We start from the raw sequence: 14,247 nt of genomic DNA, 5'->3' as shown, positions 1-14,247 counted from the left end.
GTCTCCAGCCGTCTACTCGACCGGTGACTGCCGGTAGCCGCGAGGCTCGGGGAACAGGGGCGGAGCCTCCCAGAGCAGTGTCAAACCCTTGGCCCATCGGGCCTCTTCGTCCTTGCGGAGGTGGGCGTCCTTGCGGAGGACGTGGATGTCGGCCGGCAGATCGGCGGGGGAGACGTCCTTCAGCCTCTTCTTCAGCTGATCGAGGAACTCCTCGCCGGCGCAGTGGACTTCGACGTCGGGGTCGTGCGTCACCGTGCAGGCCGTGCGGGACCAGGCGATGACGGGCATCCCGGCGTTCAGCGCGGCTGCCAGCAGACGCCTGGACTCGGCCAGCTTCGGCGGTCGGCCGAGCCCTACCGGGCTGTGGACGTCCTCCAGCCGGAGCCGCAGGAGCTCCGGATCGTGACCGCCGCCGCATTCGACGCGGTGCACGTCGGACGCCGCCTCCCGGCTGAGCCTCCCCCACTTCTGGCGGAGCCTGTGCTGCACGGAGCCGCTGCGGCGCCGGTCGTTGTCCATCAGGACCAGCGGGGTGGCGAAGCCCAGCGGCGTCCGGTCGTTCCCGGCCCTGCGCCACTCGTCGATGGGCTCGTTCAGCCATTCCACGGGCACCGCGAACGCGATCAGGGCCTTGGCCTTCCAGTCGATCTCCCAGAACGCCGCATCGATGGGCTCCCGGACGAAGGCCCGGACGCTGCTCTTCGGCAGTGTCCGGGTGTCGATGATGCGGCGGTGTCCGCCCGGGAAGGCGGAGACCTCGACGACGTAGGACACGGGGCCGGCGCCGCTGCGCGTGATCTCGACGAGGATCGGCGACCAGGTCCCGGGTGGCCAAGTGCGGGCCGGCTCACCCGTGTCGGCGGAAGGCCCGGTCGGTGGAGGGCGGTTCTCCGACCACTGCCGCAGGGCGGCTCCGGCCGTGGCGTCCTCGGTCCAGTCCGCCAGGTCCGATGTGAGCCGGGCGGCCGGACACCGCCCCGGTGGCGGGACGACCTCCGAGACGAGGTACCACGCCAGGTCCCACAGCGAGGTCAACTCCCGTGTGGGGTAGGAAGGTCCGAGCGGCCCGACGGCGCTGGTGTAGAAGCGAGCGAGGTCCTCGGGGCGCAGTGGGTCGCGTACCAGCGCGAGGGCGGCGCGCAGCCGGGCCTTCTCGTCCCTGGTGAAACCGGGGGTCGGGACGAGGTCGGCGGCGTCGGGCCAGTGACGTGCGATGACGTGCCCGGGAATCATCCGACCGGTCCGGACGTCCGCCGGCTTGGCGGCGGCGGAGATCATCCCGACGACCTTGTTGGTCCCCTCGATGACGGCGGCCGCGCCGCTGTACCCTCGGGCCAGCGACTGGCCGCTCACCGTCCAGGCTTCCAGCTGGTTCCACTCGCCGGCGATCAACTGCCGGGCGGTGACGCGGAATTCCGTCAGGGCGCCCACCTCGAAACCGTGCGGGAAGCCGTAGGCGACGAGCTTCGGCGCGGGATCGGCGAAGGCGTCGTCGAGGTCCGCGAACTGCGCCGGGGAGATGGGGACGTCCTCGTCCAGGAGCAGGACGGCGACATCGCCCCGGTCGTCGACCCTGCCTGCCCAGCCGCCGCGTTCCACCACCGTCGCGCCGACCGGCCCGAGGCCCGGCAGTCCCACGAAGGTCAGCTCCGCCCGGTCGGCGCGGGCGACCACATGGGCGCAGGTGAGCACCTGGCGCCCGGTGACGAGGAAGCCGGAGCCGACGGCGCCGCCGCAGGTGACCTTCGCCTGCCAGGGCGCGCGACCGCCTTCCCCCACCTCACCGGCCCTCGTCGTCGGACCCGTGCCCATCGGATCCGGGCCCATCGGATCCGGGCCCCTCGGACCCGGGCCCCTCGGATCCGAGTCCCTCGGACCCGCGCCCGTCGGGCCGGTCCTCGGGGGACGGGGTCCAGGAGAGCTTCACGACCAGGTGTCCCTCCAGGCTGCTCCTGGCGATGACCGCGCCGGCCTCCGTGGTGAGCTTCACCCCGAACTCGATCTCGACCGAGTCCGGCTTCAGGCGGCCGTCGCGGAAAACGCGCAGCGTGGATTCAGCCGCGCTGTGGATGCCCTCCAGAGCCTGCTCGAAGGTGCGCCCGACCCGGGTGACCGCGCCGCCGTCGCCCCGGGCGACCAGTTCGAGACCCGGCCCCTCGTCGTCCACCTCGACGACCACGTTCGCGCCGCTCTCGGTCCGGAATTCAACCAGCGAGTCCAACGGATTCCCCCTGCTCAGCGCTGAGTTGCCAGTGCGTTCCGGATCAGTATGCCGTTCGCGAAGGCGCGTGGTCCCCGGAACGGAACCCCGGGGACGCCTCTGCTGGACGGGAAACCGGCGGGCTCGCCCCGGGCCGAACAGCCTCACCCGTACGGCCGTACGCCGCATGCGGCGGGGTCGGGGGGCCGGTGGACTGGCCGGGTGCGGCCCGCCTCGGGGCCCCTTCGGAGGAGGACCGATGAGTGCCACGGACGCGTCGCCGCCCGGCCCCGGTTCGGGTGGTGAGGCCGGTGCCGGGATCCGGGAGCGCGGTGGTTCGGTGGCCAGCCGGGTGGCTGCCGCGCCGCGGATGTCCTGGGTCACCCTGGCTCTGATGACCACGAGTTCGGTGGCCAGTCTGCGCTCCGCCCCGACGATGGCGGTGTACGGGCTGGCCTGCGTGTTCCTGTACCTGGTGCCGGCGGTGGTGTTCCTGCTGCCGACGGCGCTGGTCTCGGCCGAGCTGGCCTCGGGCTGGGAGGGCGGGGTCTACCGGTGGGTGTCGGAGGGGCTGTCGAAGCCGCTCGGGTTCCTGGCGGTCTGGTGCCAGTTCGCGATGACGATCTTCTACTACCCGTCGCTGCTGGCCTACGTGGCCTCGACCGTCGCCTACGTGGTGAACCCCCGGCTGGCCAGCAACGGCCCGTACACCGCCCTGGTGATCATGGTGCTGTACTGGACGGGCGTCTGGGTCTCCTCGCGAGGGACGAAGGCGGTCGCCGGGCTCTCCTCGATGGGCCTGGTGATCGGCACTCTGATCCCCGGCACCCTGCTGGTGGTGCTCGGCTTCGTCTTCCTCGGGCAGGGCAACGCCTCGGCCGCGCCGATGGACGCCTCGCACCTGTTCCCGCAGTGGACGGGCCTGGCCAGCCTGGTGCTGATCGTCAACAACTTCCTCAGCTACTCCGGCATGGAGATGAACGCGGTCCACGTCTCCTCGCTGCGCGACCCGGCGCGGGAGTTCCCGCGCTCGATGTTCACCGCCTCCGCGATGGTGCTGGCGATCTTCATCCTGCCCGCGCTGGCGATCAGCTGGGTGGTGCCCTCGGCCGAACTGAGCCTCACCGCCGGGGTGATGCAGGCGTTCGACGCCTTCTTCCAGTACTTCCACATCGGCTGGTTCACCCCGGTCATCGCGGTGGCGCTGATCGCCGCCTCGCTCGGCGGCATGCTGACCTGGCTGGCCGGGCCGTCCAAGGGCCTGCTGATGATCTCCCGGCAGGAGGGCTACCTGCCGCCCTTCCTCCAGAGGCTCAACAAGGAGGGCGTCCAGCAGAACCTGCTGGTCACGCAGGGCGTCGTCACCACCGCCATCGCCCTGCTGTACGCGCTGATCCCGAACGTCTCCAGCGCCTACTGGATCTTCTCGGTGATCACCACCCAGGTGTACCTGATCGTCTACCTGCTGATGTTCGCGGCCGCGATCCGGCTGCGCCGCACCCAGCCCGACCACCCGCGCGGCTACCGGGCCCCGGCGCTGGTGCCGATGTGCGTGATCGGCCTGCTCGCCTCGGCGGCGGCGATGGGGATCGGCTTCGTGCCGTCCTCGCAGTTCGGCAGCGGCTCCGTCTGGTCGTACATCGGGATCGTCGGAGGCGGCCTGCTGGTGCTCGGACTGCTCATCCCGTTCCTCTTCCTGCGGCTGCGCAGGCCGAGTTGGCGCTCGCCCGAGGCCGCGGCCGAGCTGGCCGCCCAGGCGGCGGAGGAACGTCGGGGCGCCGGAAGCGAAGGAGGAGCGGCGTCATGACCAGGAGTCCGATGGCCTCCCGGCACCGCTGGATCTACCTCGGCTCGATCGTGCTGCTGGTCGCGATGCTGGTCACGGGCCTGCTGTCGTTCTCCCAGCTGCACGCCACCGACCTCGCGAACGAGAAGGCGAAACAGCTCTCCGCGAAGCTGGGTTCGGCCGGCTACCCGGTGCCCACCAACGACCAGATCACCCACACCCTCGGCGAGGACGGCGGCGCGGTCTGCGAGGACCCGGCGAACGCGCTCAACCAGGCGCAGTGGAAGTACGGGATGTCCAACGGCGCGGGCGGGCCGGGCCAGCGTCCGGTGCTGTCCGACGCGGCGATCGTCCGGGCCGAGGCGATCGTGCTCTCGGTGTACTGCCCCGACCGGCTCGCCGCCATCCAGGGCAAGATCGAGGGCCTCGACCTGCGCGACACCGTCCGCAAGTAGGAGTGGAACCATGACCGACGAACTCGCCCGCCGGATCGACGCGTTGATGCCCCGCGCCAGGACCGACCTGGCCGAGCTGGTGGCCATCCCGTCCGTGGCCGACCCCCGGCAGTACCCGCCGGAGAAGTGCCGGGAGGCCGCCGAGTGGGTCGCCGCCGCCTTCACGGACGCGGGCCTGCGCGACGTCCACCTGGAGGAGACCCCGGACGGCAGCCACGCCGTGGTCGGCCACCGCCCGCCCCCGCCCGGCGCCCCGACTGTGCTGCTCTACAGCCACTACGACGTCCAGCCCCCGCTCGACGAGGCCGCCTGGACCTCCCCGCCGTTCGAACTCACCGAGCGCGACGGCCGCTGGTACGGGCGCGGCGCGGCCGACTGCAAGGGCAACATCCTCATGCACCTCACCGCGCTGCGGGCGCTCGGCGAGGACATCCCGGTCGGGCTGAAACTGGTGGTCGAGGGCTCCGAGGAGCAGGGCACCGGCGGCCTCGAGCAGTACGTGCCCCCGCACGCCGGGGAGTTGCACGCGGACGCCCTGCTGATCTGCGACACCGGCAACGCCGCCGTCGGCGTCCCCACCGCCACCACCTCGCTGCGCGGGGTCGTCTACGTGGTCGTCGCCGTCGAGGCGCTCAAGGGGGACGTGCACTCCGGAATGTTCGGCGGCCCCGCCCCCGACGCCCTGGCCGCGCTGATCCGGATCCTGGACTCGCTGCGTGACGCCGACGGCGGCACCAGGATCAACGGGCTCGACTGCGACGGCAGTTGGAGCGGCGTCGGCTACGACGAGGGCACCTTCCGCACCGACGCGGGCGTCCTGGACGGCGTCCGGCTGACCGGCTCCGGCACCGTCGCCGACCGGCTCTGGGCCCGCCCCGCCGTCACCGTCATCGGCATCGACTGCCCGCCCGTCGTCGGCTCCGTCCCCGCCGTCCCGGCCACCGCCCGGGCCCGGGTGAGCCTGCGGGTGCCGCCCGGTACCGACGCCCAGGCCGCCCAGGCCGCCCTGGTCGCGCACCTGGAGGCGGCCGCGCCCTGGGGCGTACGGGTCTCCGTCGAACGGGAGAGCGCCGGCGCGCCCTTCCGGGCCGAGACCGGCGGGCCCGCGTACGCCGCCCTCGACAAGGCCATGCAGGAGGTCTACGGCAAGCCGATGTCCTTCCTCGGCCAGGGCGGCTCGATCCCGCTGTGCAACGTCCTCGCCACCACCTTCCCCGAGGCGGAGATCATGCTGATGGGCGTCGAGGAGCCGCGCTGCCGGATCCACGCGCCGAACGAGAGCGTCGACCCGGAGGAGATCCGGCGGATGGCGCACGTGGAGGCGCTGTTCCTGCGGCACTTCGCCGCCTCCCGCTGAACCCCTGTTCCAGCTAGGTTCTGTCGTCAAATGTCAGGCCCAACACCAGGAGGGATGTGAGGGCGACGGCTGCTTCGCAAAGCTCGGGGGTCCTGTCGTCGCGGGTGGCGACCTGGAACCACGCCACGCCGCCGCGGATCAGGTGCTACCCAAACCTTCAGGAGTTCCCACGCCTGCCACGACGGAGCGCCCGCCGGGCCAGTGTCCTGCTGCCGTTGAAGAAGTCGTTGAACCGGTCCAGCCCCCAGATGGCTCGGAGGACGAACGGCTGCATCAGCAGCGACATCGACCGCGGGTACTTCGAGGCGTCCGACCAGATGCCGGCGAGGTCGTCCGACATCTCACCGTCGACGATGTAGTCGGCGAGCTGGTGGGCCACGTACGGCACCTGACAGAGGCCGTGGCCGTTGCAGGCCATCGCGTAGAAGACGTTGTCGCCCACCTGCCCGGCGACCGCCAGCCAGTCCGGGCTGACGCCGATCCAACCGCCCCAGGCCCGCTCGACGGCCACGTCGGACAGCGACGGGAACCGGTTGGCCAGATCCTTCCCCATGTCCCGCACGACACGGGGGTCCGGGACACGGTCCGGGAGCGGGTAGGTCTGGCCTCGCTGCGCTTGGCGGACCCCGCAGACGATGGTGTTGCGCTCGGTGAGCCGGTAGTGGGTCATCACCTGGTGCTGGGTGATGATGCCGGACCGACTGGTCCAGTCCAGCGCGGCAAGCCGCTCCGGCGCGACGGGTTCCGACTCGATCTCGATGACGTACAGCGGCGTCGCGAGGTTCCTGGGCGTGATGTCCCACTCGCCGCCGTAGACGCTGGTTGCGAGCACCACCTTGTCGGCCCGCACGGTGCCGTGCGGTGTCGTGATCTCGACGGTGCTGCCGGTGCGCCGGACATCGCTCACCCGCGTCCGCTCGAAGACCTTGGACGAGGAGGCGAGCAGCGCGCGACGCACACCACGAGCGAGCTTGCCCGGGTTCAGCATCCCGCCGATGGACTCCCGCATCCCGCCCACGAAGCCTGCAGGGAGGCCGAGTTCCTCTCTGCTGCCGACGGTCCCTTGCCCACCGAAGGCGCGCAGAACCGCCGCCTGAGTGCGCACCCTGAGCATCATGAGGGGTGAGACCGCACCCCACACCAGGCCGTTCGCCACGTAGTCGCAGTCGATGTCGTGCGTCTTGATGAGGTCTTCCACGTAGCGGCCCGCGTGCTCCGCCAGTTTGACCATGACCGGCATCTTCTTCGGGGACTGGAGGCTGAGCATCCGCAGGTCGCCACCCGGCGCCCCGGCGATCTGACCGCCGTTGCGCGAGGCCGAGCCGTAGCCGCAGAACTCGGCCTCCAGCAGGACCACGTCCTGGCCGCGCTCCGCGAGGCGCAGCGCAGCCGCCATGCCACCCATGCCTCCGCCGATGACGGCGACGCCACAGGTCAGGTCGCCGTCCAGCGCGGGCTGCACGTCGTCCGGCGGGTCGATCCAGCCGGTGAAGTTGCTGTACTTCGTGTCGTCGGTCCTCATGCCGTCCTGATCTCGTTGAGGTGGGGTGTTCGTCCTACGTCCTGCTTCGCGTCAAGACCTGTCCGATGGCCTGCTCGAAGCCGTAGTGGCCGACGACTTCGCCCCGGCAGCGAGCCTTCTCGAACTCCTCTCAGATCGGGGTGGCTCTGCCATGGATGGGCGAGCTCTTCGCAGTCCGCGCGTTGCAGCAAGGAAGAAGCGATGGCCCGGCCAGTGGCACCGAGACCCACCATGACAGTGTGATTACTCAACATCAGTCCCCTGGGTGTCCCGGTCGGCAGGTCCACGACACAGTGCGTAGCGAAACCAAACTTTGCCTGCGGCGGTCATCTCGTACGCCACTGTCGCAAGCCACGGCCGCGGCGAGAACGACACTGAGCACCTGCTTCCCCTGAGGACGGTGCACGGTGCACAGGCCGGCCTTGTCCGTGCGCTCATGCGCTGCCCGAGTGGGGCGCGGCCTCGACCGAGGTCGCGCCCCACTCGGGCAGCGAGGAAACGCCATCACGGCTGCGGTGTGAGACGCCGTCGAGAAGTTCGACGTGGCGATCATCGGAGCGGGACTCTCCGGGATCGGCGCGGCCACCCATTTCGGCCGAGAACTCCCCGACAAGTCGCTAGCTAGCGGGGGAGCAGGTACCGCCACACGTCGCGCTCGGCCGTGGCCGACCAGACGACGTCGCCGTGGCCGTAGCCCTGGACGACGCGGTAGTCGACGCTCGCGCCGCCGTGGCGGATGAGGCGGGCGCCGAGGTCGTGGTCGCCGCGGCCGAGTTCGGCGTTCAGCCAGACGACCTCGGCGCGCACGGCCGGCCAGTCGATCCGGTGGACGTCGGTGCGGTCGGCCCAGATCGCCGCCAAGTCGCGGAGCAGGGCGGTGGGTTGGAGGCCGCTGCCGAGGCGGGCGACGGCCTGTTGCCAGACGGGGAGGGGGGTGTGGTCGAGGGTGAAGCGGTCCTCGGCGGGGGTGGGGCCGAAGGTGTGGGTGCCGCTGCTCTGGGCGCGGTGGTAGATCCAGTTCACGGGGCCGGGGAGGTCGCGGGTGTGGGTCAGGGCGTAGTGGAGGAGGGCCAGGTTGGTGAACCGGCCTGCGCGACCGGCCGGTCGGGGGAGGCCGCTGGGTGCGTCCGGGGCGGTGGCGGCGCGGGCGAACAGGGCCTTCAGGCCGGGGTCCACCGTCCGTACGCCGGAGGCGAGTTGGTGGCGGAAGTGATCGGTCAGGGCGTCGGCCCTCGCCGCGAGTTCGGGGTGGGCCCGCGGGTCGTACGGGCCGGTAGTGTCGAGGACGAGGACACGTCGCAGGCCCGCGTCCTCGCGGCGGGCGGCGGCCGTGGCCAGGGCGAGGGCGGCCCCGGCCGAGTGGCCGAGCAGCTCGTACGGCAGGCCCGTGACGGCGGTGGCGGCTTCGAGGACGCGCTCGAGGTCCGCGCGGTGGCCGTCCAGGCCCCAGTCGGCGCAGTGCGGTCCGAGGAGGTCGGGCGTCAGGGTGTCCTCGCGCGGCGTGGTGCCGATGACCAGGTAGCCGTGGTCGGCGAGGAAGCGGGCGAGGCTGCGGCCCTGCGCCGTGCAGTAGTTGGCGGCGACGATGAGCCCTCCGCCGGGCAGGAGGTGGATCACCCGGTGGGCGGTACGGGCGTCGCCGAGGACGTCGACGCTGAACACCGGGGCGGCCAGCCGGTGGTGGTCCGGGCCGACGTACGTGGGTGACGCGTCGCCGCAGCCGAGGGCCGCCCCCAGATCCCTGACGATGTCCATCGCTTCCCCTCCCGTACCCCGGCCACCTTGCAACGGCGGCCATTGTGACCGACGGAACGGGCGCGGCCGATCCCACGGCCAATCCCACGGCCAATCCCGGGGCCGATTCCGCGACCGGTCCCGGGCCCGGGTCCGGACCCGCGACGCGTGGCAGGATGCGGCGGCGTCGCCTACGGTGAGGGCACGGTCACCTCGGGTGCGGCGCTGTGGGCCGCCGAGGGAAGGACCGTCGGGGGGTAACCGGGGGGTAACACCGACGAAGGAGTCCCCGTGACCACTGCCCGAGACATCATGCACACCGGCGCCCAGTGCATCGGCGCCCACCAGACGCTGGACGAGGCCGCGAAGATGATGCGCGACATGAACGTCGGCGCGCTGCCGATCTGCGGCGACGACCAGAAGCTCCACGGCATCATCACCGACCGTGACATCGTGGTGCGCTGTCTCGCCGAGGGCAAGGATCCCGCCGCCATGACCGCCATCGAGCTGGCCGGTCACCTGCACTGCGTACGGGTCGACGACACCGTGGACGCCGTGCTCAAGAAGATGGAGCAGCACCAGATCCGCCGCATCCCGGTGATCGACGGTGACCGTCTGGCCGGCATGATCAGCGAGGCCGACCTGGCGATGGGCCACCGCGACGGCCACCGGGTCACGGACCAGCAGATCATGGAGTTCATGGACAGCGTCTACATGAAGCGGTGACGATTCCGGCTTCATCGCAGCCCCGTCGTGACCACGGTCGGTCGCGGCGGGGCTTCAGCGTAGGAGGGGGAGGAAGAGCGTGTCGACGATCTCCTCGAGCACGTGGTCGGGCACGGCGGCGAAGGTCGTCAGGAACTCGTGGCGCAGCAGGTCGAAGGGCAGCGTCTTCATGCGCTCGGTGAGGCGCTCCGCCTCGACCTCGCCGCGGGCGGCGGCGCGCTCGTAGACCACGTCGAGGGCCTGCTTGCGGCCGGTGACGGAGGGGTCGAGCAGGTCACGGGGGCTGGTGCCGGTCTCCTGGTGGTACCCGGCCAGGTACACGCTCATCACGGTGACGAGCTGGACGCGGGTGGCATTGATCTCCCGCATGAGGGTCAGCACGTCCTCGCGCAGGCTCCCGGTGTCGGGGACGGCCAGGATGCTCCGGCGCCCGACGTGGGCGAGGGTCGCCCGGATGAGGGCCTCACGGTCGGGCCAGCGGCGGTAGAGCACCGGGGGGCTGGTGGCGGCGCGCTTGACGACGCCGTCGACGGTGAACCTGGCGTAGCCGACGGCGGTGAGCTCCTCCCAGGCGGCGTCGAGCAGGGCGTTCTCCAGGGCTGCGCCGCGTCGTCGTTCGGTCATCGCCACTCCTTCGAGTTGGAAAGACTTGCCTATCTTAAGCCTGCCGACCTACTCTGCCCTTCGTAAGATAGAACACTGTATCTTAAGGAGTGCCCATGAGTACCCGCGACCCCCGGTCCCCCGTCGACCCGGCCCTACGGCGGCTGACCTACACGCTGATCGTCGGCGCGCTCGCCGTCATCTTCGACACCACGATCATGAGCGTCGCCATCGACGACCTCGCCGGGCAGCTGCACACCCCGCTCGCCACCGTCCAATGGGTCAGCACCGCCTACCTGCTCGCCCTCTCGGCCACGATGCCGGCCGTCGGCTGGGCCCAGTCCGTCCTCGGCGGCAAGCGGCTCTGGCTCCTCGCCCTGGCGCTGTTCCTCGCCGGGTCCGTCCTGTGCGCGGCGGCCTGGAACGCCCCGAGCCTGATCGCCTTCCGGGTCGTCCAGGGCGTCGGCGGCGGCGTGATGATGGTGCTCATGGCCACGCTGGTCATGCAGGCCGCGGAGGGCCGCAACACCGGCAGGGTCATGGCGCTGATCACCGTGCCCACGGCGCTGGGCCCGGTCATCGGCCCGGTGCTCGGCGGAGCCATCCTGCACCTCGGCGACTGGCGCTGGATCTTCCTGTTCAACATCCCCTTCTGCCTCGCCGGCGGCTACCTGGCCCGCCGCAACCTCCCCGACGACGGCCCGCGCCCCGGCCGCGCACCCCGCCCGGACGTCGTGGGCATGCTGCTGCTCCTGCCCGGCATCACCGCCGTCGTCTACGGCCTCACCCAGCTCGGCGGGCCGTTCCTCCTCCTGGGCGCGGCCCTGCTCGCCGGGTACGTCGCCTGGGCCCTGCGCCGCGGAGACGACGCCCTGCTCGACATCCGCCTCCTCCGCCACCGGGCCCTCGCCTCCTCCACGGCACTGCTCCTCCTCGCCGGAGCCGCCCTGTACGGCGCCATGCTGCTGATGCCGCTCTACTGGCAGCAGGTCCGCGGCGAATCCGCCCTGGGCGCCGCGCTGTTGCTCATCCCGCAGGGGCTCGGCACCCTGCTCTCCCGCTCCCTCGCCGGCCGGTACATGGACCGCATCGGCGCCCGCCCGGTCGCCGTCACCGCCTTCGCCGTCACCCTCGCGGCGACCGTCCCCTTCGGCTTCGTGACCGCCACCACCGACAACGCCCTGCTGATGGCCGCCCTCTTCGCCCGCGGCCTTGGCCTCGGCGCCGCCATGATCGCCCTGATGGGCGGCGCCTACGCGGGCCTTCGCCACGAGGACATCCCGGCCGCCTCCGGCATCAGCCGCGTCACCCAACAGATCGGCGGCTCCCTCGGCACCGCCCTCCTCGTCGTCATCCTCCAACGCACCACCGCCGACACCCACACCCGCGCCGCCCTGGCCACCGGCTTCGCCACCGCCTTCTGGTGGACCGCCGCCATCACCGCGGCAGCGCTCCCCCTCTGCCTCCTCCTGCCGCGCCGGGCCGCCGCCGAGCGCGCCGCCTCCGCCCCCGTCGCCGCTTCCGGCAGCGAGGGCGCAGCGGCCGTCGACGAACCGGCTCGGCGCTGACGACCCCGGCCGCGCCTCGCGGACGAGCATCCCGCCACCGGCATGATCACTTCCGGGTCTCCGGTCGGGCGGCGAGCATCGCCGCCGCCGTACCGAACGTGAGCGCGCCCGTCAGGAGCGCACAGGCGAGCGTGACGGCCGCCCACGGCCCGACGGAGTCGACCTGGTCGCCGAATCCGAGCAGTTGCCAGACGGTGTCCCGCAGCGCCAACGAGACCGGGAGCGCCAACGCGCCTGCGGTGGTCGCGATCCGGGCGGCCCGCCGCGTCCTCGATACGGGAGGAGACACGGCGAACCTCAGGGCGCTGTTGCAGATCATCACGAAGGCGAACGTGCCGCCCGCGAAGACCGCGGCCTCCACGGCGAAGAGCAGTACCCCGGGCCAGCCCTCGCCGGAGGCGAGTCCCGTGGCGACCAGCAGGCCGGCGGCGAGGGCAGCCGCGGCGGCGAGCAGGGCGAAGCGCAGGCGCACGAAGTCGAGCACGCCGCCGCGGCAGATCAGCGCAGCGAGTGCGCGCCCCGTACGCGAGCGGGAGCCGGCGAGCAGGTTCGCGAGGGGCGCGAGGTCGTCCAGCCAGTCCCCGCCTACGTCCTCGGCTCCGGGCGCGGGTTCCGGTAGCCGTCGGATCGCCCGGCGGTGCAACAGCAGGCTCTCGGCCGTCATCCCCGTGAGCGGCAGCAGGGATGCGATCAGCCAGGTGGTGCCGCCGTCCCAGGAGGCGCGGTCCGCCCGCGCGGCCACCGCCGCCCAGTCGGTGGCGAGCGTGGCGGCGACGAGCAGCGTGCAGACCAGTGCGGTCCGAAGCAGTTGCTCGACCCGGTAGCGCGGCAGCGGCCGGTCACGGCGGCACAGCAGCGCCCTCGCTGCGCCGAGCGCGCCGAGCAGTGGGACGAAGAACATGGTGAAGGTCACCACCGCGTCGTACGGATCGCCCTGCCAGGGACTGCCCGCCCGCACCACGCGGACCTGTGTCGTCAGGTAGGCGAACAGGGTGAAGGCGGCGGCGCCGGCGGCGGACGTCAAGAGCGCCACGGCCGCGGCAGGCCGGGCGGGGTGCCCGACTTCCAGGTGATCGATCGTCATGTCTTCGCGCATGGCGGCGATAGTACACATCGCGTACTACGTGGCGCGTAGTTCGTGGCACGTAGTATGGTGCTCCGTCAGATCGGGAGGAGCAACATGCAAGCCAACGATGCCCAGACCCTGGTGCTCTGCGCGCTGGCCGACGGGCCGCTGCACGGATACGCCATCAACACGGCGATCGAGGAACTGACCGGGGAGCGGCTGGGGCCCGGCAGCCTGTACGGGGCGCTGGCCAGGCTGGAGTCGAAGCGGCTGATCGAGCCGCTCGACGGGCAGGGCCGCCAGCGCCCGGTGCAGCTGACGCCCCTCGGCCGCGAGGTGCTGGAACGCGAGCTGCGGGCCATGGCCCGGGTCGCGAACGCGGGCCTGCGGCGCCTGGGGGTGAACCCGGCGTGAGCGTCGTCACCCGAAGCCTGGTCAGGCTCTACCCGGACGCATTCCGCGAGCGCTGGGGTTCGATGGTGGAGGACGAGGCCCGGGGCGCGGGCTGGAAGTCCTGGCCCAACCTGATCGTCGGCATCGTGGACATGTGGCTGCACCCGGCCGTCTGGCCCGCCGACTCCCCGGCACAGGGCCAGCGGCGGGTGGCCACCATGGGCATCACGATCGCCCTCGCCGCCTGGTTCCTCGGCCACCTGGCCGCCGAACAGGTCGGCCCCCTGCCCGCGAACGGCGTGCGGAACGGGGTCATGCACGGCTGCACCACCCTGCTGCTGCTCGGCATCGCCCTGGTCGCACCCCGGCCCCGGCCCACGCCGGCCGCCGCGATCACGCTGTCGGGCTGGGCGGTCCGCCGCCTCGCCCTGCCGACGCTCCTCGGCACCGCCGTGGTCGTCCTGGTGCACAGTGGCGTCGACGCGGACGCCTCGCCGCCCACCCTGCGCACCGCCGTGCTCGCCGCCTGGTGGATCGCCCTCGGCCTCGGCGCGATCCAGATCCCCCGCATCTTCACCGGCGTCGGCGCGGACGCCGTCGTGCCACCTGGCAACAGCCGCCTCCGGGCCGGCGTGTGGTCCCTCGCCGCCGCCAGCGCCACCGGCGGCGCAACCATCCTCGCCGTCTCGCTCGCCGGCGACGGCCTGCACCTGCTCGGCGCCGGCATCGGCGTGGGCCTGCTGCTGCTGACGGGGGTGTGCGCGGGCACCCTGCGCGACCTGCACGACCTGCCACCGGCCCCGTAGATCACGCGGCACCCGCCCGACCAGGGCCCGC

Annotated in this window: 13 protein-coding genes; 7 read left to right on the top strand and 6 right to left on the bottom strand. The window is 72.0% G+C overall.

What is annotated here, in order from left to right; all coding sequences use genetic code 11:
* Positions 1 to 12 precede the first annotated feature (12 nt).
* A complete protein-coding gene (locus tag IH61_RS0120160; protein ID WP_031071720.1) occupies positions 13 to 1,779 on the bottom strand; it encodes a trypsin-like peptidase domain-containing protein in 1,767 nt (588 codons plus the stop codon).
* A gap of 1 nt (position 1,780) precedes the next feature.
* Positions 1,781 to 2,221 carry a CU044_2847 family protein gene (locus tag IH61_RS0120155; RefSeq protein ID WP_031071718.1) on the bottom strand — a complete coding sequence of 147 codons (441 nt, stop codon included), beginning with the start codon at positions 2,219 to 2,221 and terminating at the stop codon, positions 1,781 to 1,783.
* A gap of 349 nt (positions 2,222 to 2,570) precedes the next feature.
* Between IH61_RS0120155 and IH61_RS0120150 the strand changes: the two genes are divergently transcribed.
* From IH61_RS0120150 to IH61_RS0120140, 3 genes are read left to right on the top strand one after another with little or no spacing between them, the layout of a single operon-like run.
* Positions 2,571 to 4,007 carry an APC family permease gene (locus IH61_RS0120150; protein WP_234327265.1) on the top strand — a complete coding sequence of 479 codons (1,437 nt, stop codon included), beginning with the start codon at positions 2,571 to 2,573 and terminating at the stop codon, positions 4,005 to 4,007.
* Entirely contained in the window at positions 4,004 to 4,441 is a 438-nt protein-coding gene (locus IH61_RS0120145; protein WP_031071714.1) for a hypothetical protein, read from the top strand. Before IH61_RS0120150 ends, IH61_RS0120145 begins: the two co-directional genes overlap by 4 nt.
* Positions 4,442 to 4,451: 10 nt before the next feature.
* Positions 4,452 to 5,798, top strand: coding sequence for a dipeptidase (locus IH61_RS0120140; RefSeq protein ID WP_031071711.1), 1,347 nt, complete (start codon positions 4,452 to 4,454; stop codon positions 5,796 to 5,798).
* Positions 5,799 to 5,955: 157 nt separating this feature from the next.
* On the opposite strand, the gene IH61_RS0120130 is transcribed toward IH61_RS0120140, so the two are convergent.
* Complete coding sequence (locus IH61_RS0120130; RefSeq protein WP_031071708.1) at positions 5,956 to 7,320, bottom strand: NAD(P)/FAD-dependent oxidoreductase; 1,365 nt, start codon at positions 7,318 to 7,320, stop codon at positions 5,956 to 5,958.
* 621 nt (positions 7,321 to 7,941) lie between these two features.
* Entirely contained in the window at positions 7,942 to 9,075 is a 1,134-nt protein-coding gene (locus IH61_RS47030) for a thioesterase domain-containing protein (RefSeq protein ID WP_031071707.1), read from the bottom strand.
* A 270-nt stretch (positions 9,076 to 9,345) separates the two neighbouring features.
* Between IH61_RS47030 and IH61_RS0120120 the strand changes: the two genes are divergently transcribed.
* Positions 9,346 to 9,780 (top strand): CBS domain-containing protein, encoded by a 435-nt coding sequence (locus IH61_RS0120120; protein ID WP_031071705.1) that lies wholly within the window; start codon positions 9,346 to 9,348, stop codon positions 9,778 to 9,780.
* 54 nt (positions 9,781 to 9,834) lie between these two features.
* Here IH61_RS0120120 and IH61_RS0120115 read toward each other — a convergent pair whose 3' ends face one another.
* The gene (locus IH61_RS0120115; protein ID WP_031071703.1) at positions 9,835 to 10,404 is read right to left on the bottom strand and encodes a TetR/AcrR family transcriptional regulator; all 570 of its coding nucleotides are present in this window, start codon (positions 10,402 to 10,404) and stop codon (positions 9,835 to 9,837) included.
* 95 nt (positions 10,405 to 10,499) lie between these two features.
* On the opposite strand from IH61_RS0120115, the gene IH61_RS0120110 reads away from it, so the two are divergent.
* Positions 10,500 to 11,951: a DHA2 family efflux MFS transporter permease subunit gene (locus IH61_RS0120110; protein WP_078911258.1), complete on the top strand. Its 1,452-nt coding sequence runs from the start codon at positions 10,500 to 10,502 to the stop codon at positions 11,949 to 11,951.
* Between the two features lie 46 nt (positions 11,952 to 11,997).
* Here IH61_RS0120110 and IH61_RS0120105 read toward each other — a convergent pair whose 3' ends face one another.
* A complete protein-coding gene (locus IH61_RS0120105; RefSeq protein WP_158845116.1) occupies positions 11,998 to 13,047 on the bottom strand; it encodes a hypothetical protein in 1,050 nt (349 codons plus the stop codon).
* An 84-nt stretch (positions 13,048 to 13,131) separates the two neighbouring features.
* Between IH61_RS0120105 and IH61_RS0120100 the strand changes: the two genes are divergently transcribed.
* Positions 13,132 to 13,431 (top strand): PadR family transcriptional regulator, encoded by a 300-nt coding sequence (locus IH61_RS0120100; protein ID WP_031071696.1) that lies wholly within the window; start codon positions 13,132 to 13,134, stop codon positions 13,429 to 13,431.
* Complete coding sequence (locus IH61_RS0120095) at positions 13,428 to 14,216, top strand: hypothetical protein (RefSeq protein WP_031071695.1); 789 nt, start codon at positions 13,428 to 13,430, stop codon at positions 14,214 to 14,216. The genes IH61_RS0120100 and IH61_RS0120095 overlap by 4 nt, the downstream gene beginning before the upstream one ends.
* Positions 14,217 to 14,247 lie beyond the last annotated feature (31 nt).

It is taken from the genome of Streptomyces sp. NRRL WC-3742, from assembly GCF_000720635.1.
GTDB lineage: Bacteria > Actinomycetota > Actinomycetes > Streptomycetales > Streptomycetaceae > Kitasatospora.
The sequence above is the reverse complement of the archived record's forward strand: the minus strand, read 5'-3'. Positions and strand labels throughout refer to the sequence as shown.